General features: G+C 62.6%; 19 protein-coding genes and 1 tRNA gene. 13 read left to right on the top strand and 7 right to left on the bottom strand.

Annotated elements, in window-relative coordinates; all coding sequences use genetic code 11:
* Positions 1–59: 59 nt before the first annotated feature.
* From E5X88_RS12785 to E5X88_RS12775, 3 genes are read right to left on the bottom strand one after another with little or no spacing between them, the layout of a single operon-like run.
* Entirely contained in the window at positions 60–416 is a 357-nt protein-coding gene (locus E5X88_RS12785) for an Atu4866 domain-containing protein (RefSeq protein ID WP_292161676.1), read from the bottom strand.
* A gap of 11 nt (positions 417–427) precedes the next feature.
* Positions 428–904: a carboxymuconolactone decarboxylase family protein gene (locus tag E5X88_RS12780; protein WP_292161674.1), complete on the bottom strand. Its 477-nt coding sequence runs from the start codon at positions 902–904 to the stop codon at positions 428–430.
* A gap of 10 nt (positions 905–914) precedes the next feature.
* The gene (locus tag E5X88_RS12775; RefSeq protein WP_292161672.1) at positions 915–1,640 is read right to left on the bottom strand and encodes an SDR family oxidoreductase; all 726 of its coding nucleotides are present in this window, start codon (positions 1,638–1,640) and stop codon (positions 915–917) included.
* A gap of 121 nt (positions 1,641–1,761) precedes the next feature.
* On the opposite strand from E5X88_RS12775, the gene E5X88_RS12770 reads away from it, so the two are divergent.
* Positions 1,762–2,652 carry a LysR family transcriptional regulator gene (locus E5X88_RS12770; protein WP_292161671.1) on the top strand — a complete coding sequence of 297 codons (891 nt, stop codon included), beginning with the start codon at positions 1,762–1,764 and terminating at the stop codon, positions 2,650–2,652.
* Between the two features lie 318 nt (positions 2,653–2,970).
* On the opposite strand, the gene E5X88_RS12765 is transcribed toward E5X88_RS12770, so the two are convergent.
* Complete coding sequence (locus E5X88_RS12765; protein WP_292161669.1) at positions 2,971–3,678, bottom strand: outer membrane protein; 708 nt, start codon at positions 3,676–3,678, stop codon at positions 2,971–2,973.
* A 776-nt stretch (positions 3,679–4,454) separates the two neighbouring features.
* On the opposite strand from E5X88_RS12765, the gene E5X88_RS12760 reads away from it, so the two are divergent.
* A complete protein-coding gene (locus tag E5X88_RS12760; RefSeq protein ID WP_292161667.1) occupies positions 4,455–4,862 on the top strand; it encodes a hypothetical protein in 408 nt (135 codons plus the stop codon).
* Between the two features lie 223 nt (positions 4,863–5,085).
* Complete coding sequence (locus E5X88_RS12755) at positions 5,086–6,858, top strand: SLC13 family permease (RefSeq protein WP_292161866.1); 1,773 nt, start codon at positions 5,086–5,088, stop codon at positions 6,856–6,858.
* 98 nt (positions 6,859–6,956) lie between these two features.
* On the opposite strand, the gene E5X88_RS12750 is transcribed toward E5X88_RS12755, so the two are convergent.
* A tRNA-Ser gene (locus tag E5X88_RS12750) sits at positions 6,957–7,046 on the bottom strand.
* A 421-nt stretch (positions 7,047–7,467) separates the two neighbouring features.
* Between E5X88_RS12750 and E5X88_RS12745 the strand changes: the two genes are divergently transcribed.
* The 3 genes from E5X88_RS12745 (at position 7,468) to E5X88_RS12735 (ending at position 9,699) form a co-directional block, all read left to right on the top strand.
* On the top strand, positions 7,468–7,791 hold the full coding sequence (locus E5X88_RS12745; protein WP_292161665.1) for a hypothetical protein: 324 nt from the start codon (positions 7,468–7,470) through the stop codon (positions 7,789–7,791).
* 43 nt (positions 7,792–7,834) lie between these two features.
* Positions 7,835–8,500 carry a peptide-methionine (S)-S-oxide reductase MsrA gene (gene msrA, locus E5X88_RS12740; RefSeq protein WP_292161663.1) on the top strand — a complete coding sequence of 222 codons (666 nt, stop codon included), beginning with the start codon at positions 7,835–7,837 and terminating at the stop codon, positions 8,498–8,500.
* 209 nt (positions 8,501–8,709) lie between these two features.
* Complete coding sequence (locus E5X88_RS12735; RefSeq protein ID WP_292161661.1) at positions 8,710–9,699, top strand: BMP family ABC transporter substrate-binding protein; 990 nt, start codon at positions 8,710–8,712, stop codon at positions 9,697–9,699.
* Positions 9,700–9,769: 70 nt separating this feature from the next.
* On the opposite strand, the gene E5X88_RS12730 is transcribed toward E5X88_RS12735, so the two are convergent.
* Positions 9,770–9,979 (bottom strand): SlyX family protein, encoded by a 210-nt coding sequence (locus tag E5X88_RS12730; protein ID WP_292161659.1) that lies wholly within the window; start codon positions 9,977–9,979, stop codon positions 9,770–9,772.
* Here E5X88_RS12730 and E5X88_RS12725 point away from each other — a divergent pair.
* Genes E5X88_RS12725 through deoA form a run of 7 tightly spaced genes read left to right on the top strand, consistent with a single transcriptional unit; the run spans position 9,972 to position 16,590 of the window.
* The gene (locus tag E5X88_RS12725; RefSeq protein ID WP_292161657.1) at positions 9,972–10,271 is read left to right on the top strand and encodes a hypothetical protein; all 300 of its coding nucleotides are present in this window, start codon (positions 9,972–9,974) and stop codon (positions 10,269–10,271) included. The genes E5X88_RS12730 and E5X88_RS12725 overlap by 8 nt on opposite strands.
* Before the next feature lie 44 nt (positions 10,272–10,315).
* Positions 10,316–11,848, top strand: coding sequence for an ABC transporter ATP-binding protein (locus E5X88_RS12720; RefSeq protein ID WP_292161656.1), 1,533 nt, complete (start codon positions 10,316–10,318; stop codon positions 11,846–11,848).
* Entirely contained in the window at positions 11,845–12,984 is a 1,140-nt protein-coding gene (locus E5X88_RS12715; protein WP_292161655.1) for an ABC transporter permease, read from the top strand. Before E5X88_RS12720 ends, E5X88_RS12715 begins: the two co-directional genes overlap by 4 nt.
* Before the next feature lies 1 nt (position 12,985).
* Positions 12,986–13,957: an ABC transporter permease gene (locus E5X88_RS12710; protein ID WP_292161654.1), complete on the top strand. Its 972-nt coding sequence runs from the start codon at positions 12,986–12,988 to the stop codon at positions 13,955–13,957.
* Positions 13,958–14,012: 55 nt separating this feature from the next.
* Positions 14,013–14,405, top strand: a complete 393-nt coding sequence (gene cdd, locus E5X88_RS12705; protein WP_292161652.1) for a cytidine deaminase — start codon at positions 14,013–14,015, stop codon at positions 14,403–14,405.
* Positions 14,406–14,452: 47 nt separating this feature from the next.
* Positions 14,453–15,271 (top strand): purine-nucleoside phosphorylase, encoded by an 819-nt coding sequence (locus E5X88_RS12700; RefSeq protein WP_292161651.1) that lies wholly within the window; start codon positions 14,453–14,455, stop codon positions 15,269–15,271.
* The gene (deoA, locus tag E5X88_RS12695) at positions 15,271–16,590 is read left to right on the top strand and encodes a thymidine phosphorylase (protein WP_292161649.1); all 1,320 of its coding nucleotides are present in this window, start codon (positions 15,271–15,273) and stop codon (positions 16,588–16,590) included. The genes E5X88_RS12700 and deoA overlap by 1 nt, the downstream gene beginning before the upstream one ends.
* 119 nt (positions 16,591–16,709) lie before the next feature.
* On the opposite strand, the gene E5X88_RS12690 is transcribed toward deoA, so the two are convergent.
* Positions 16,710–17,273, bottom strand: a complete 564-nt coding sequence (locus E5X88_RS12690) for a TIGR02281 family clan AA aspartic protease (protein ID WP_292161647.1) — start codon at positions 17,271–17,273, stop codon at positions 16,710–16,712.
* Positions 17,274–17,336 lie beyond the last annotated feature (63 nt).

Here is a 17,336-nt window from a genome sequence, read left to right as displayed (position 1 = left end):
GTATCTCAACTATGCCGCCAGCCCCGGCTCGCAAACGAATTGCTGAGCATCAGCGGCCACTACTTCTCCCGATACAAGATCATGCCGGCGTGGTGCAGCACGCCGTCAATGAACCTTCCATCAGCGGTAAAGCCGGTGTCATCCCAGTAGTCGATATGATCTCCTCGGATCGTATAGCGCCCTTGGTATGCGCTCCCACGGTTTCCGCGCGCTTCGTCATAGCGGCCGTTTGGAAGCAAGTTGTGGCGGATATAGCCATCGGCCGTGACCCACATCCCGACATAGGGGTGGGGGCTTTCTGAAGGTAGGGTAGTCGTGTTTTGCTCGACGTTCATCTGGGTGAGACCTTTCTGTGCCGGTAAGACGGCCGCGCCGGCAAGAAGCACGGCAGCGGCAAGCATCGAAATCTGTTTCATGGGAAAGCGCCTCAGGGTTGTTTGCCGGGAGCGGCGCGACGCTCGGCGAACAGCTCGGAGAGCGCTTGCGATGCAGCGATCGCGCGAGGAAAGCCGGCCGGAACCGTCACCATGTAGATGACTTCCTTCAGCTCACTCTCGGACACGCCGATATTCAGCGCGTAGCCGGCGTGGATCTTCATGAAGGCGGGCTCGCCGATGGATGCGAATGCCGCGACGGCAGCGAGTTGGCGTGTGCGGTTGTCGAGCCCTGGACGGGACCAGACGTCGCCGAGCGCGTAGCCCTGGGTTGCTTCGGCCAGAAACGGAAACTCCTGCCTCATGCGTTCCAGCGTCGGCTGCGGAGCGCCATTGTTCAGGCTCCTGACGACGGCGTCGCCGCGCTGCAGTCGCTCTTCCGTCGTTTGCGAGAGAGCTGCGGTGGAAGCTCCGCAGAGCACGAGCGCGGCAGCAATTGCTTTGTGCGAGATCTGAAAACGGAAACCCATTGTTGCCTCCCTACTTGCCGGCTGCCGGCCGGATGACGATCTCGTTCACGTCGACATCATCCGGTTGTTCTATGGCGAAGCGCACGGCACGGCCGATCGCGTCGGGTTGCAGCGCAATGGCGCGATAAGTCTTCATCGCTTCCGCCGCCGCCGGATCGGTGATCGTGTCGGCGAGTTCGCTCTCGACCACGCCGGGATGGATGCACGTGACGCGGATGCTGTCGTGCTCCTGCCGCAAGCCATCGGAGATGGCGCGGACGGCGTATTTGGTTGCGCAATAGACCGCGGCTGTCGGCGACACCGAAAGCGCGCCGATGGAGGCTATGTTGACGATATGGCCGGAGCCTCGGGCCGTCATCTCCGGCAGCACCGCGGCGATGCCGTAGAGCACGCCCTTGATGTTGACGTCGACCATCCGGTCCCACTCATCGACCTTCATCGAGGCCATCAGCGACGACGGCATGACGCCGGCATTGTTGACGATCACGTCGACGCGTCCCCAGGCCTGGCGCGCCGCCTCGGCGAAGGCGGCGACATCGGCGCGGTCGGTCACGTCCAGGCGGTGTGTCATCGCCTCCCCGCCCTTTGCCTTGATCTCTTCAGCGAGTGTATCCAGTCGATCGGTGCGGCGCGCACCGAGCATGACCTTTGCTCCGGCAGCGGCAAGCTCCCGTCCGATGGCGGCGCCAATGCCGCTCGAAGCTCCGGTGATGAGCACAATTTTGTTGAGGGACATGTCTCGTCTCCATCTTGTTGATCTTGCGAACCGCGATGCAGCGGTTGTCACGAAGATGGATCTGTTTCACTGTTGCGATAAGACGACCATTCCTCCCCATCGTGGAAAGCACAGCTAACCAATGGAGCCGGATCTCAACGCGCTTGCGGTGTTCGCCCTCGTGGCCGAGGAGCGGAGCTTTCGCGCGGCTGCGGACCGCATGGGCGTCACCCGCTCGGCGGTGAGTCAGACGATGAAGCGGCTGGAGGAGAGGCTCGGTATTGCGCTTGTCCAGCGCACGACGCGTAGCGTCAGCCTGACCGAGGCTGGCGAACGCCTCTACGCCGAGATAGCGCCCGCCATTGCCGACATGCGCGCGGCAATGGAGACCACCGGGGACCTGCGCGGGCGTCCGCGCGGGCAATTGCGGCTCACCGTCTCGTCGATCGCCGAGCGTTTCCTTTCAGGGCCGTTCCTGGCGACCTTCGCCGAGGCCAATCCGGAGGTTCAGATCGACATCACCGTGACGGATGAGGAATTCGATATCGTTGCCGAGGGATACGACGCCGGCGTCAGGCTCGGTGAGGTGATCGAGCAGGACATGATCGCGGTGTCCGTCGCCGGCGACGAGCGGCAGCTCGCCGTCTGCGCGCCGGCCTATCGCGATCGGTTCGGGGCGCCTTCGCATCCGAGGGAACTCGCGGGTCATCGCTGCATTGGCTGGCGCCGTGCGCCGAAGGTCGCGCCCTATCGTTGGGAATTCGCCGAGAACGGCAAGGAGTTCAGCGTCGCCGTCGCGCCGGAGATCACGACCAACGACATGGCGCTGATGATAAAGCTCGCTATCGCTGGTGCCGGCATCACCTTCGGCATGGAGGAGAGCTTTCGCCCGTGGATCGATCGGGGCGATCTGGTGCCGGTTCTCGAGGATTATTGCCCGCGCTTTGCCGGCTTCTACCTCTATTATCCGAGCCGCCGCAACGTAGCGCCGAAGCTGCGCGCCCTTGTCGACCACCTACGGCGTTTCGGTTAGCGTTTCCGCGCGGACGATCGCGGCTCTGCAATCCTTTTCGATTGGCGGGAGCGAACCGAACTTGCTTTTCGCGCCTGGTGCGATTCTGCCTCGCGCTGGACGCGACATGCTGCGCATCGCAATCGACCTCCTTTCGTCGCCCGCCACCAGCCCTCCATCTTTTTGGGATACAGGTCGTCAACCTCGCTGCGCGCCGGCAGCTCGATGTTGCAATTACATTAGTCCAGGGCGGTGCGGATGTTGAAGCGGTGATGACCAATCGAGCCCAAACGAAAACCCCGGCCGCTAGGCCGGGGTTTTCGTTGCGTCCCCAACGGATCAGAATTTGTAGCTGACGCCGACCCTCACCGCGTGCGTGGTTAGGTCAACCGGCATATCGACCGCCGGGAATCCCGGAGCCAAGTTGCCTGAGGCTTCTCCGAAGTCTGTATACCGATACGCCAGTCGCGCGGTCCAATGTTCGTTGAAGGCCCACTCGCCGCCGGCACCGATTGTCCAGCCGTTGAGCGTATCCGAATAGCCCCCGCTGACAGGAAGCGGGACCGGGCCGCCACCGAAGTCGAAATCGCCAATCGCCCAGCCGCCAGTAACGTAGAGAAGTGCCTTGTCGTATGCGTAGCCGAGCCTTGCGCGGATCGAGCCCTGCCAGTTCAATTCGCTGGTTCCAACAGATGTCGCTCCGGTTACGTTTTCGAAGCTGCCGTCCACGCTACCGCCTTCGAAATCGCCCTCGACACCGTAGACAAAAGAGCCGGATTGCCAATTGTACCCGACATGGACGCCACCAATGAAGCCATCGGGATCGGAAGCGTCACTTGGCGCACCGTTGGAGTAGCTGTGATCTGCTTGCCCCCAGAGATAGCCGCCCTGAACACCGATATAAAAGCCGCTCCAGTCGTAGGCAACAGCGGCGGGTGCCGCAGCGGGCTCATAAACAACCGCATCGGCCGCGAAGGCCGGAACCGCAAGCAAGGCCAAGGCCGTACCGCTGAAAAGGAAAGTAGTGGCAAACACGATTTTCTTCATGGACCGATGCCTACGTTAAAGGAATTCACCACGGATAAGTAACACAGAAATTGTGGCTGAACTGTAACTGTGGCGCAACACACGGAGGCAAAATGCACCGTTTGGCGGTGATCCTTGTTCCCATTTTTCTCGCATGACTCTTGCCGACGTCCTGGCCTCCGATGAGTCGCTGTACGTGAATTGCCGCAGCGCAGTGAAAGCGAAAGGCGATTGGTCTGACTTTAGAGAAACGCGATCGCTGGGTTGCTGGGCGTTGACGATCTAAATTGATATTGGTCTGCCGAGATCGGCGGACTGGCTTGCGCGGCCGATTGGCGATACTTCGGCATCAGGGTGCGCCCTAACGTGGATAATAGGCCCGCGCTTTTACGTCCGCAACTTCACGCCAGTGCCGTTGATGAATTCGACACCTGCCTCCTCAGGCGCGGAGCAGCGCGGGCTTCGACGCTGACGGTGACGAACGGCAGCTCGCCGTCTGTGCGCCGGCTATCGCGATCGGTTCGGAGCGCCTGCTTCCGTTCCCGGCGCGATTCCGCCTCACGCTGGACGCCACATGCTGCGCATCGCAAGCGACCTCCTTTCGTCGCCCGCCACCAGCCCTCCATCTTTTTGGGATCCAGGTCGTCAACCTCGCTGCGCGCCGGCAGCTCGATGTTGCAATTACATTAGCGTGAGTGCATGTTTTGATCAGCCGGCGCAAGCCGGTTAGGCCCGGTGGCCGGCCGGTCACCCCCAATAGGCTGCCGGGCCGCCGGCAACGGCTTGGGAGGAATGACATGCCTAAAATCTCGGAACTCTTTTTCAAGACAGCGATCGTCTTTCTTATTTTGGGAATCGCAGCCGGCCTGCAGATGGCAATTTCAGGCAATCACGGTGCTTACCCAGCTCATGCACACATCAATCTCTTGGGGTGGGTCACAAGTGCAATATTCGGTGGGTACTACGCCCTGAACCCGGAAAAAGCCGCCCGCAGGATCGCTATGGTCCATTACGGCGTCTACAATCTTGGCTTGGTCGTGATGTTGGCGGCTCTCTACCTGATGCTGCATGGAAATCCGGCCCTTGAGCCGATTGTCGCCACCGGCTCAATGATTGTCGCTGTCGGCGTGCTTATCTTTGCCCTCGTGGTTTTCTCCGCCGAAACGGCGCGCTCAGTCTCGGGAATACCCGCGGTTCCACGCTGAACGGCGTCCGGAGCAGTTCTGAGCCAATCAAAAGCCCGCGCCTCTGGCGGAGGACGCGGGCCGATCGGGTTGCGGCCCGATCTACAGTAGGAACCCGGAGGTATGGCGCAGGACATGATAACGAGGTGTGATGATCGCCTAGCAAAGCCCTGATCAGCGAAGCAACAAAAAGGGCGGTTTGGCCGTTGTGGTCAGCCGAATCAGCGGCGAGGCATTCGAAAACATGACTACGCCGCAAATTCTGTCGTTCGCCGTTACCATCGTGATGATGGCAGCGTTCGTATGGGGTCGGTATCGATATGACCTGGTCGCGGCTGCGGCACTGTTGCTTGCACTCGCGGTCGGCATTGTGCCTTTTGACGAAGCCTTCAGCGGGTTCAGCGACGATATCGTGGTCATTGTCGGCAGTGCCCTGCTGGTGAGCGCAGGCATAGCACGCTCGGGCATCATGGAAGTCGCCATCAAGCGCTTTGTTCCGAACTTATCGGGAGTTCGGCCGCAACTGGCGCTGCTGGTGGTCGTGGTGACGATCCTGTCCGCCTTTGTAAAGAATATCGGTGCGCTCGCCATCATGATTCCGATCGCCTTCCAGTTCGCGCGCCGGTCGAACATTTCACCCTCGATATTCCTGATGCCTATGGCGTTCGGGTCACTGCTCGGCGGACTCATGACGCAGGTGGGAACATCTCCCAATATCATTGTGTCGCGTGTGCGGGAGGAGCTGACCGGAACCGCCTTCACAATGTTCGACTTTACACCTGTTGGGGCTGCCCTAGCCGCCGCTGGAACGATCTTCCTGCTGTTCTTCTATTGGCTGTTACCGGTGCGCGAAAAGCTCGGCGGGTCGCTGAATGAAGCCATCGACATCAAGAATTATCTGACAGAGGCTCGAATTGTCAGCGATTCCACGGTGCTCGGAAAAACCGTCGCAGACCTCATAAAGCTTTCCGGCGGCGATGCTATCGTGACTTCGATCCTGCGCAATCGGACTTTGCGGATGACGCCACTGCCTGATGTTGTCCTCAAGATGAACGACATTCTGCTGCTCGAAGGCGACCCAGCGGCGCTGGATCGCCTTGTCTCCCAGGGCAAGCTCAGCGTCACGGGCGATAGGGTCGGCGGTGACGACACCACCAGCGAGATGGTAGCTATCGAAGCCGTAATCGGTGAGAGTTCCCCTTTGGTCGGTTGGACAGCCCAGCGCCTTGCCCTTTACGACCGCTTCAACGTCAACCTCCTGGCTGTCAGCCGTCGCGGCGAGCGCCTCGACCGCAGGCTGGCCAAAATCGAGCTAAGACTCGGCGACGTCGTCGTGTTGCAGGGCAATGCTGCGACGATACCGGAGATATTGCGGGAACTCGGCTGCCTGCCGCTGGCGGAAAGGGCCATCCTGCTTGGCAGCGTTCGCAAGGGTATCGTGCCGGTAACGATCTTGGCTCTCGCCATGGTGGCGACTGCGTTGGGGCTGCTCCCTGTGCCGGTCGCTTTCTTTGCGGCCGCGGTCGGGATGGTGCTTTTCAAGGTCATCCCGCTGCGCGAGGTCTACCAATCGCTGGACGGCCCAATCCTCATCATGCTCGCCGTTCTCATTCCAGTCAGCGATTCGCTGCGCAGTACAGGGGCGACGGGAGTAATTGCCGGCGAGCTTGCCAAACTGGGGACCATTCTTCCGGCGCCCGGCGCACTGATGCTCATTCTTGTCGCCGCCATGGCCGTTACGCCCTTCCTCAACAATGCCGCCACCGTTCTTGTCATGGCGCCTATCGCCGCCGAATTCGCCAGCGATCTGGGCTACAGGCCGGAAGCATTTCTGATGGCAGTCGCCATTGGCGCCGGCTGCGACTTTCTCACTCCGATCGGACACCAGTGCAACACGCTGGTCATGGGGCCGGGTGGCTACCGCTTCAGCGATTATCCGCGTCTGGGACTGCCGCTATCGTTCCTCGTCGCCATTGTTGCAGTGCCGATGCTCATGATCGTATGGCCAATGAATTAGTGTGCGACACAGGGATCAAACCTGCTCGCGCTATCGCTGGCCGGCGGCGACAACCCCACTACCGATTCGAGACGGCAGCGCGGTTTATTGAGATTTGCTGGCGGAGAGAGCGGGATTCGAACCCGCGTTACGGTTTCCCGTAAACACACTTTCCAGGCGTGCGCCTTCAACCACTCGGCCACCTCTCCGTCCTGGCATTTCGCGCCGGCCGGTTTGCCGCGCGGGTTGGGGAGATGCGTCTCCCTTGGGATTCCGGCCCGGAACTCCGCACCGTGGGCGCCGTCAACCAGCGGACACCCTTTCCCCCCACCTGAGCCGTCAAAGCAACAGGCGCGGGGCTCATCTAGTCGATCCGGCGTCGAATGCCAAGTCATAACGGCGCTCTAATCGTTAAGCCGGGCACCAACGGTTTTGCGATGCTGCTGGCGCAAGGCTTTCGATGCGGCGACGGCTGCAGCATGAGACTGGTGGCGTAGGTGCGCGCTCGGTCGATGACCGGCGTAGCTTCAAATTCGCGTGTCGCGATTGCGAACAAAGCGCGCGCGCACTATCTCTGTGTTCGAAACAGATGTTGGAAGTCTGCTAAAGTCTGGAGGGGGAAGGGTCTGCATGCTTCGCTTTCTTTTCCGCCTCGCGGCAATGGTTGCGCTTTCGGTTTCCGTCATCATGGCGGTGCTCGACGCGACACGCTCGGTGGCGGCCTCCGCGCTAGTCATGACCCCGCTCAACACAAGCTGGCTCGCCGTCTCGCCGGATACGCGGAGCGCCTTCGAAAGCTTCGTCCGCGACAAGGTCGGTTCGCTGCTATGGGATGGCACCTTCGCCTGGGCGCTCAGCCAGCCCGGTTTCGCGGTGTTCGCGGTGCTTGCCTTCATTCTCTACATGATCGGCTACAGGCGAGAGCGGCCGACCGGGCGGTTCGCCTCGACGTGACGACTTCCAGCGTCCCCAACAAAAAGAGAAAGGGAGACTGCGCATGTTTTTTCTCAGCGACATGCTGAACAAGAAGCTCAATCTGCCGAAGCCTGCCGAGGCGCTGCCAGGCCGCGCCAAGCCTATCCCAACGGCATCCAAGCACTTTGTCTCGAAAAGGCCGCTCAAGGGGCCTTATCCCGAAGGGCTGGAGACGGCGATGTTCGGACTGGGCTGCTTTTGGGGCGCCGAGCGCCTGTTCTGGCAGCTTGAAGGTGTCTGGGTCACGGCAGTCGGCTATGCCGGCGGTGTCACCCCCAATCCGACCTACCAGGAAACCTGCACCGGTCTCACCGGCCATGCCGAAGTCGTGCTCGTCGTCTACGATCTGAAGATCGTCTCCTATGGCGAGCTTCTGAAGCTGTTCTGGGAAAGCCATGACCCGACGCAGGGCATGCGCCAGGGCAACGATGTCGGCACCACCTATCGCTCGACGATCTACACGTTTGGCGATGCACAGTACCAGGCGGCGATCGCTTCGCGCGACGCCTATGAGGCCTCGTTGCGCGGCGCCGGCCGCGGCAAGATCACCACCGAGATCGCGCCGGCACCGCAGTTCTACTTCGCCGAGGAAGACCACCAGCAATATCTGGCGAAGAATCCCTACGGCTATTGCGGCCTGCAAGGCACCGGCGTCACCTGCGCCATCCCTGCTGCCGTCTCCGCTTGAGGCCTTGGCAACGGGAGCTTGTCGTGGCGCCGCATCCCGGCGCCACGCTTTTCCAAAAGGTCAAAATTCCGCGTGAATTTTGTTTCGGGCCGTGCCAGATTGGCCCGAAGCGGGAGGAAGACACTCCTGTCTGATGTCGCATGCCTGCCGGAGAACCGGGCAGGCATGCGGTGCGTAACGGAAAAAATAACCGACAGGGTGTGGATCACATGAAACGTATCGTTCTCGGCCTCCTGGCCGCAACTGCAATGGTTCTTCCGGCCTTCGCCGCGGACATTCAGCCCGCGCTTCTCTACGACCTCGGCGGCAAGTTCGACAAGTCGTTCAACGAGGCGTCCTACAATGGCGCCGAAAAATTCAAGACCGAAACCGGCATTGCCTATGTGGAATTCGAGGTCAGTAACGCGACCCAGCGCGAGCAGGCGCTGCGCCGTTTCGCCGAGGATGGCCGCACCCCGATCGTCATGGCGGGCTTTTCCTGGGCGGACGCGCTGGAGAAGATCGCCGTCGAGTTTCCCGAAACCCAATTCGCCATCATCGACATGGTCGTCGACAAGCCTAATGTCCGCTCCCTCGTCTACAAGGAGCAGGAAGGGTCCTACCTTGTCGGCGTGATGGCGGCGATGGCCTCGAAGTCCAAGAAGGTCGGCTTCGTCGGCGGCATGGACATTCCGCTGATCCGCAGATTCGGCTGCGGCTATGTCGGCGGCGCCAAGGCGGCCGGCGCGACCGACGTCATCCAGAACATGACCGGCGACACGCCGGCAGCCTGGAACGATCCGGCCAAGGGCGGCGAGATCGCCAAGACGCAGATCGACCAGGGCGCCGACGTGATATACGCGGCGGCGGGCGGAACCGGTGTCGGCGTGCTGCAGGCAGCGGCGGATGCCGGCAAGCTCGGCATCGGCGTCGATTCCAACCAGAACGGCCTGCAGCCAGGCAAGGTGCTGACCTCCATGGTCAAGCGTGTCGACGTTGCCGTCTACAATAGCTTCATGGACGCCAAGGACGGCAAGTTCACCGCTGGCATCAACGATCTCGGCCTTAAGGAAGGCGGCGTCGATTACGCCATGGACGACAACAACAAGGACCTTGTCGACGACGCAATGAAGGCGGCGGTTGAAAAGGCCAAGGCCGACATTATCGCCGGTACCGTCAAGGTGCACGACTACATGTCGGACAATTCCTGCCCGTATTGATCGACCGACATCGCGGATCCGATCGAAGCCGCCGGGTGAAAATCCGGCGGCTTCGACTTTCTCCGTAGGCTCACCAATGCGGCGGCTTGGTTATCGGCACGTCGGGTGCGGCCTGTTCCTCCAGCGCCAGGAACCGGTCGGTCAGCGCATCGAGCTTGCGCTGCATACGCTCGATCACCTTCCACTGCTCGGCGATCTGGCCGGACAGTTCCTCGATGGTCTTCTCCTGCTCGGCGGCGCGGATTTCCAGCGTCGTCAGCCGGTCAGCGGGCATGGTCATTGTGAAAAACCTCGGGTTCCTGCTGCGCAACTCCCAAGAGATGCGAATTTCGGGATTCGCCATATTAGAGCGACGCGCGCCCAATTGGACGCATAAAGTGCGCTTAAGCACCGACAATCTTCGCATCGTGCTTTCTGAACCGAAGGTCAGCAGCAAAATCGAATCCGGTTTTCAGGCCGATGCGATAGCGAATGTGAAGGCAGCGGCCACGTTCGAAATTGACAAGCGCGCGGGGATTTGTCGAGAGTGGATGCTGCTCCGACCAATTGGCACAAGCGGTGCGTCATGCTAGGCGTTTTGACCAAGCGATAAAAAAATAAGAGTGGGACAGGCTGCATGGCGCAAGCCGCAATCGAGCTGATCGGCATCAACAAGAGTTTTGGCGCCGTTCGCGCCAATCGAGATATCAATCTGGAGATCGTGCGCGGCACCATCCACGGCATTGTCGGCGAGAACGGTGCCGGCAAGTCGACGCTGATGTCGATCCTCTACGGTTTCTATCAGGCCGACAGCGGCGAAATCCACGTCGGCGGCCAGCCGGCGTCGATCAAATCGCCAAACGACGCCATCGCGCTCGGCATCGGCATGGTGCATCAGCATTTCATGCTGGTCGACAATTTCACGGTGCTGGAAAACGTCATTCTCGGCGCCGAAAGCGATGCATTGCTGAAGAAGAGCATCGCCAAGGCGCGATCCGAACTGGAACGGCTCGAGCGCGAATACGGGCTGGAGGTCGATCCCGATGCGATCATCGAGGAGTTGCCGGTCGGCCTGCAGCAGCGTGTCGAAATCCTCAAGGCGCTGTATCGCGGCGCCGAGATCCTGATCCTCGACGAGCCGACGGGCGTGCTGACGCCTGCCGAGGCCGATCACCTGTTCCGCATCCTCAAGCAGTTGAAGGAGCAGGGCAAGACGGTGGTGCTGATCACCCATAAGCTGCGTGAGATCATGGCGATCACCGACACGGTCTCGGTCATGCGCCAGGGCACGATGGTGGCGACGCGCGAAACCAAGAAGACCACGGTCGGGGAGCTGGCCGAACTGATGGTCGGGCGGCGCGTGCTTCTGAGGGTCGAGAAGGGCGAAGCGGAAGCCGGCGGCGTCAAGCTCGCGGTCAAGAACCTGACGGTGAAGGATTCTCGCGGCGTCACCGTGGTCGACGACATCTCCTTCGATGTGCGCGCCGGCGAGATCGTCGGCATCGCCGGCGTCGCCGGCAATGGGCAATCTGAAATGCTCGAGGCGATTTCCGGCATCAGGCGCGCCGTCTCGGGCTCCGTCATGCTCGACGGCAAGCCGATCGACCTCACCGGGGCGGCCGATCCCGGCGAGCTGCGCGACCGCGGTCTCGCCCATGTGCCGGAGGACCGCCATCACGTCGGCCTGGTGCTGGCCTTCGAGGAGAACGAGAATTCGATCCTCGGCTATCACGACCACCCTCGCTATCTCAGAGGCCCGTTCCTCAACGTCGATGCCATTCGCGACGACGCCAGGGACAGAATAGCCAAATACGACATCCGCCCGGCGGACTGCCGGCTCAAGACCGCCAATTTCTCCGGCGGCAACCAGCAGAAGATCGTGCTGGCGCGGGAAATGGAACAGGATCCGGGCGTGCTGATCGTCGGCCAGCCGACGCGCGGCGTCGATGTCGGCGCCATCGAATTCATCCACAAGCGCCTCATAGCCATGCGCGACCAGGGCAAGGCGGTGCTGGTGGTGTCGGTCGAGCTCGATGAGATACGCTCGCTGTCCGACCGCATCCTGGTGATGTTTGCCGGCCGCATCGTTGGCGAACGCGGCCCGGAGGCGACTGAAGGCGAGCTCGGCCTGCTGATGGCCGGCGTCGAGCACCAGGAGGCGGCGCAATGAGCACTCCTTACGCCAAGCTGCCGGCGTGGGCCGATTATGGGCTGATCCCGGTGATCAATCTGTTCGTTGCCTTCGTCGTCGCCGGCCTCGTCGTGCTTCTGGTTGGAGAAAATCCATTGCGCGCCGCCGCCGTCCTGGTCGAGGGCGCCTTCGGCCGTGGGCAAGGCATTGCGTTCACGCTTTTCTACGCCACCACTTTCATCTTCAGCGGGCTTTCCGTGGCGGTTGCGGCGCATTGCGGCCTGTTCAACATCGGTGGCGAGGGCCAAGGCTATATCGCCGGTCTCGGCATCGGCATCGTCTGCCTGGCCTTCGACAGTGTGCTGCCATGGTGGCTCACCTTCCCGCTGGCGATCGTCGCCGCCGCGGCGATGGGGGCGCTGTGGGCGCTGATCCCTGCCTATCTGCAAGCCAAGCGCGGTTCGCACATCGTCATCACCACCATCATGTTCAACTTCATCGCCGCCAGCGTCATGGTCTATGCGCTGGTGGGCGTGCTGAAGCCCGCCGGCTCCATGGCGCCGCAGACGCGCACCTTCCTCGACGGCGCGCAACTGCCGAAGCTCAACTGGGTCATCGAACTGTTCGGCGCCAAGATCCGCTCGGCGCCGTTCAACGTCTCCTTCCTGCTGGCGCTGGCCATGGCCTTTCTGGTCTGGGTGCTGATCTGGCGCACCAGGTTCGGCTACGAGATGCGCACCTACGGCCACAGCCCGAAAGCGGCACGCTATGCAGGCATTTCGGAAACCCGCATCATCATCATGGCCATGATGATCTCGGGCGCGCTCGCCGGCATGATGGCGCTCAATCCGACGATGGGCGACCAGCACAATGTGGCGCTCGATTTCGTCTCCGGTGCCGGCTTCGTCGGTATCGCCGTGGCGCTGATGGGGCGCCTGCACCCGGTCGGCATCGTGCTGGCGGCAATCCTGTTCGGCATGCTCTACCAGGGTGGCGCCGAGCTCGCCTTCGAGATGCCGGCGATCAGCCGCGACATGATCGTCATCATCCAGGGCCTGGTCATCCTGTTCGCCGGCGCGCTCGAGCACATGTTCCGGCCTTATGTCCAGGCGCTCTTCGCCTCGCTCAGCCCGAGAACGGTCGGCATGGAAGCGGTCAAGGGGAAGGGGGCCTGAGATGGATCTGTTCAACGCCATCGTCCAGGTTCTGGACTCGACCATCCGCCTGTCGGTGCCGCTTCTGCTCGCCTGCCTCGCCGGTCTCTATTCGGAGCGGGCCGGCGTCTTCGACATCGGGCTCGAAGGCAAGATGCTGGTCGGCGCCTTCGCTGGTGCCGCCGCAGCCTCGGTCTTCCATTCTGCCTATCTCGGCCTCGGCATGGCCATCCTCATCTCGGTCGCCTTCGCGCTGATCCACGGCTTTGCCTCGATCACCCATCGCGGCAACCAGATCGTCTCCGGCGTGGCGATCAATTTCATCGCCGCCGGGTCGACCATCATGCTCGGCCAGGCCTGGTTCCAGCAAGGCGGACGCACCCCGGCGCTAGGCAGCGGCGAGCGGTTCGGAGCGGTCATCTGGCCCGGTGCGGACGCGCTCAGGGGCGTGCCGATCCTCGGACCGATATATTCGGAGCTGATCTCCGGCCATTCCGTGCTGGTCTATCTCGCGTTCGTCGCGGTACCGTTCACCTGGTGGGTGCTGTTCCGTACCCGCTTCGGTTTGCGCCTGCGCGCGGTCGGCGAGAACCCGGCCGCAGTCGACACCGCCGGCATCTCGGTCGCCTGGCTGCGCTACCGGGCGCTGATCTGCACCGGCGTGCTCACCGGCATTGCCGGCGCCTATCTGTCGATGGTGCAGAACGGCGGCTTCGTGAAGGACATGACCGCTGGCAAGGGCTACATCGCACTGGCCGCGCTGATCTTCGCCAAGTGGAAACCGGTCAACGCCATGTTCGCCTGCCTGCTGTTCGGCTTTCTCGACGCGCTGTCGATCCGCCTGCAAGGCACGCCGCTGCCGCTGATCGGCAAGGTGCCGGTGCAATTCATGCAGGCGCTGCCCTATGTCCTCACCGTTATCCTGCTCGCCGGCTTCATCGGCAAGGCGATCCCGCCGCGTGCCGGCGGCGTGCCTTATGTGAAGGAGCGCTAAGCATGGCTCCGAACCTCAGCCGGTTTCCGGACCGGACCATGCGAAAGGAAAATAAATGGCTCATGATCTGTTCGAAGCGGCCAAGGCCGCCATGGCCAAGGCCTATGCGCCCTATTCGAAATTCCCGGTCGGGGCAGCACTTCGCACCGAGGACGGCCGCGTCTTTGCCGGCGCCAATGTCGAGGTCGCGTCCTATCCGGAAGGCTGGTGCGCCGAGACCACAGCGCTCGGCCACTACATCATGGGCGGCGGCGGCAGGATCACGGAGATCGCCGTGATCGCCAAGCGCATGGCGAAATGCTCGCCTTGCGGCGGCTGCCGGCAGCGGCTGGCCGAATTCTGCCGGCCGGAAACCAAAGTCTATCTGTGCGACAATGGCGGTGTGGTCGAGACCGTGACCATGGGCGATATGCTGCCCTACGGCTTCCAGGGCGACACTTTGAAATGAAGATTTGGTTGAAATGAAAATTTGGCTGAAATGAAGAGCTGGCTGAGATGAAGGAAGCGCTCGACCATCTTGTCGAAAGGCTGGACGGGCTGGCGCCCGCCACCGCGCTGGTGCTGGGTTCGGGCCTTGGTGGGCTTGTCGACCAGGTCGAGGATTCGGTGCGCATTTCCTATGCCGAATTGCCGGGCTTTCCCAGAAGCGGCGTCACAGGCCATGCCGGTGAGGTGGTGGCGGGACGTTTTGCCGGCACGCCGGTGCTGATGCTGTCCGGCCGCGCCCACTATTACGAGCACGGCAACGCGGCCGCGATGCGGCCGGCGCTGGAGGTGCTCGCCGGCCTCGGCATTTCGGAACTGATCCTCACCAATGCCGCCGGCTCGGTCGATCCGGAGATGGGGCCGGGCTCGGTGATGCTGATCACCGACCACATCAATTTCTCGGGCTCCAACCCGCTGATCGGTGAGCCGAGCGACCGCCGCTTCGTCGGCCTGACCGAGGCCTATGATGCCGGCCTCCGCTCGTCGATCGAAAAGGCGGCCAAGGCGACGGCTACCGCGCTGCACAAGGGCGTCTATATGTGGTTCTCCGGGCCGTGCTTCGAGACGCCCGCCGAGATCCGCATGGCGCGCATCATGGGCGCCAACGCCGTCGGCATGTCGACCGTGCCGGAGGTCATCCTCGCCCGTTTCCTCGGTCTGCGCGTCGCCGCCTGTTCGGTCATCACCAACCTAGCCGCCGGGATGACCGGGGCGGAGCTTTCGCACCAGGAGACCAAGGACATGGCGCCGGTCGGCGGCGCGCGGCTGGCGACCATTCTCCAGCGTGTGTTCCAGGACGGGTTACCGGAGAGTAAGGTCCCGGCCTGATGCTTCCCCAGGAAATCATCCGCAGCAAGCGCGACGGCCACAAGCTGTCGGCGCAGGAGATCGCCAGTTTCATCGAAGGCGTGACCGCAGGCACCGTCTCGGACGGGCAGGTCGGGGCCTTCGCCATGGCGGTGTTCTTCAACGGCATGAGCCGCGACGAGGCGGTGGCGCTGACGCTTGCCATGCGCGATTCCGGCGACGTGCTCGACTGGTCGGACCTGCCGGGCCCGGTCACCGACAAGCATTCGACGGGTGGCGTCGGCGACAATGCCTCGCTGATGGTGGCACCGATCGTCGCCGCCTGCGGCGCCTATGTGCCGATGATTTCCGGTCGCGGCCTCGGCCATACCGGTGGCACGCTGGACAAGATGGATGCCATTCCCGGCTACATCAGCCAGCCGGACGTTGCGCGGTTCCGGAAGGTGGTGCTCGAAACAGGCTGCGCCATCATCGGCCAGACGGCCGATCTCGCGCCCGCCGACCGCAGGCTCTACGCGATCCGCGACGTGACGGGAACCGTCGAATCGGTGCCACTGATCACCGCCTCGATCCTGTCGAAGAAACTGGCCGCTGGCCTGCAGTCGCTGGTGCTCGACGTGAAGGTCGGCAACGGCGCCTTCATGGAGAAGTCGCGCGACGCAGCGGCTCTGGCGAACAGCCTGGTCGAAATCGCCACCGGTGCCGGCCTGAAGGCCTCGGCGCTGGTCACCGGCATGAACGAACCATTGGCGTCGGCAGCCGGCAATGCGGTCGAGGTGCGCAATGCCGTCGATTTCCTCACCGGCCGCTTCCGTGACCGGCGGCTGGAGGACGTGACGCTGGCGCTGGCCGCAGACATGCTGCAGTTGGCCGGGCTGGTCTCGTCCAACCAGGACGGCATGCGGCGCGCCGCCGAGACCCTGGCCGGCGGCGGCGCCGCCGCCGTCTTCGCGCGCATGGTGGCGGCACTTGGCGGTCCGGCCGATTTCGTCGAGAAGCCGGAAAAATACCTGCCGAAGGCGGCGACGGAGCTTGCGGTCAAGGCGACCGAAAACGGCTTCGTCACCGGCATCGCGACCCGCGACATCGGGCTTGCGGTGGTCGGGCTTGGCGGCGGGCGCATACGGCCGGACGACAGCATCGATCATGCGGTCGGCATCACCAGGCTATTGCCGGTCGGTGCGGAGGTGCATGCCGGCGAGGCGCTGGCGCTGGTCCATGCCCGCAATGCCGGGGATGCCGAGGCGGCCGCGGCCACCGTGCTTTCGGCCTATGCGGTCGGCGCTTCGAAGCCGCCCGCCGAAAAGACCGTCATCCGGCGGATCCTGCCGCGCGGGTGATCCAGTCAGCAAGGCTGTGCCTTCTTGTTGGATCATGATCTTTTCCGAACCGAAGGTCAGCGAAGCAAAAACCGGTTTCCATTTTTCGCTGACGCGGACCTGCGGTTCGGGATCATGGTCTACTGGACGAGCAGCAGCGCGCCGTTTTCGACCTGATATTTCTCAAGCCGCTGGAGAAAACTCAGGCCGATCAGGTTGGTGCGTAGCGCCTTGTCGTCGAGCACGACCGCCTGGACGCCGTCGACCGTGATCTTGCCGATCTGCAGGCGGTCGATCGTCACCAAGGCAGCCCCGATCGCGCCGTTGGCGGTGTTGACCTCGTGGCGGAAGTCCGACGGGTTCAGTGAAATGCCGATCCTGCGTGCCGTCGAACTGTTGATGGCGACCAGCGTCGCGCCGGTGTCGATCATGCCGTCGACCTGTCGGCCGTTGAGTTTGAACGCCGACGTGAAATGCCCGCGCGCGTCCGCCGTGACCACGACCTTGCGGCCGAGCGGCTGCGGCGTCGTCGGTCTCTCGGGAACCGTGGCCAGGTTCAGGTCGGTTTGCGTTTCGACAGTCGGCCTGTCTCCGACCGCCGATTTCAGCAGACCGTCCAGCATCTGCGGGTTCGACTGATAGAGGATCGGGAACGACACTGACGTTCCGGCGAGCACGCCAAGGATGAGAAGTTTGCGCAGCATGGACCGGCCTTTGTGACGGCCCATGCTTATCGCGACATGGTGTTTGCCGCTTTAACCGGCGCC

This window comes from Mesorhizobium sp. (genome assembly GCF_004962245.1).
Lineage (GTDB): Bacteria > Pseudomonadota > Alphaproteobacteria > Rhizobiales > Rhizobiaceae > Mesorhizobium.
The sequence above is the reverse complement of the archived record's forward strand: the minus strand, read 5'-3'. Positions and strand labels throughout refer to the sequence as shown.

Bases quoted from the DNA above. Each gene is read 5' to 3' on its own strand.
- E5X88_RS12755 (WP_292161866.1), top strand. From the start codon at position 5,086: ATGACTACGCCGCAAATTCTGTCGTTCGCCGTTACCATCGTGATGATG.
- deoA (WP_292161649.1), top strand. From the start codon at position 15,271: ATGCTTCCCCAGGAAATCATCCGCAGCAAGCGCGACGGCCACAAGCTG.
- E5X88_RS12780 (WP_292161674.1), bottom strand. From the start codon at position 904: ATGGGTTTCCGTTTTCAGATCTCGCACAAAGCAATTGCTGCCGCGCTC.
- cdd (WP_292161652.1), top strand. From the start codon at position 14,013: ATGGCTCATGATCTGTTCGAAGCGGCCAAGGCCGCCATGGCCAAGGCC.
- E5X88_RS12785 (WP_292161676.1), bottom strand. From the start codon at position 416: ATGAAACAGATTTCGATGCTTGCCGCTGCCGTGCTTCTTGCCGGCGCG.
- E5X88_RS12715 (WP_292161655.1), top strand. From the start codon at position 11,845: ATGAGCACTCCTTACGCCAAGCTGCCGGCGTGGGCCGATTATGGGCTG.
- msrA (WP_292161663.1), top strand. From the start codon at position 7,835: ATGTTTTTTCTCAGCGACATGCTGAACAAGAAGCTCAATCTGCCGAAG.
- E5X88_RS12690 (WP_292161647.1), bottom strand. From the start codon at position 17,273: ATGCTGCGCAAACTTCTCATCCTTGGCGTGCTCGCCGGAACGTCAGTG.
- E5X88_RS12700 (WP_292161651.1), top strand. From the start codon at position 14,453: ATGAAGGAAGCGCTCGACCATCTTGTCGAAAGGCTGGACGGGCTGGCG.
- E5X88_RS12770 (WP_292161671.1), top strand. From the start codon at position 1,762: ATGGAGCCGGATCTCAACGCGCTTGCGGTGTTCGCCCTCGTGGCCGAG.
- E5X88_RS12775 (WP_292161672.1), bottom strand. From the start codon at position 1,640: ATGTCCCTCAACAAAATTGTGCTCATCACCGGAGCTTCGAGCGGCATT.
- E5X88_RS12710 (WP_292161654.1), top strand. From the start codon at position 12,986: ATGGATCTGTTCAACGCCATCGTCCAGGTTCTGGACTCGACCATCCGC.
- E5X88_RS12725 (WP_292161657.1), top strand. From the start codon at position 9,972: ATGGTCATTGTGAAAAACCTCGGGTTCCTGCTGCGCAACTCCCAAGAG.
- E5X88_RS12735 (WP_292161661.1), top strand. From the start codon at position 8,710: ATGAAACGTATCGTTCTCGGCCTCCTGGCCGCAACTGCAATGGTTCTT.
- E5X88_RS12765 (WP_292161669.1), bottom strand. From the start codon at position 3,678: ATGAAGAAAATCGTGTTTGCCACTACTTTCCTTTTCAGCGGTACGGCC.
- E5X88_RS12760 (WP_292161667.1), top strand. From the start codon at position 4,455: ATGCCTAAAATCTCGGAACTCTTTTTCAAGACAGCGATCGTCTTTCTT.
- E5X88_RS12745 (WP_292161665.1), top strand. From the start codon at position 7,468: ATGCTTCGCTTTCTTTTCCGCCTCGCGGCAATGGTTGCGCTTTCGGTT.
- E5X88_RS12720 (WP_292161656.1), top strand. From the start codon at position 10,316: ATGGCGCAAGCCGCAATCGAGCTGATCGGCATCAACAAGAGTTTTGGC.
- E5X88_RS12730 (WP_292161659.1), bottom strand. From the start codon at position 9,979: ATGACCATGCCCGCTGACCGGCTGACGACGCTGGAAATCCGCGCCGCC.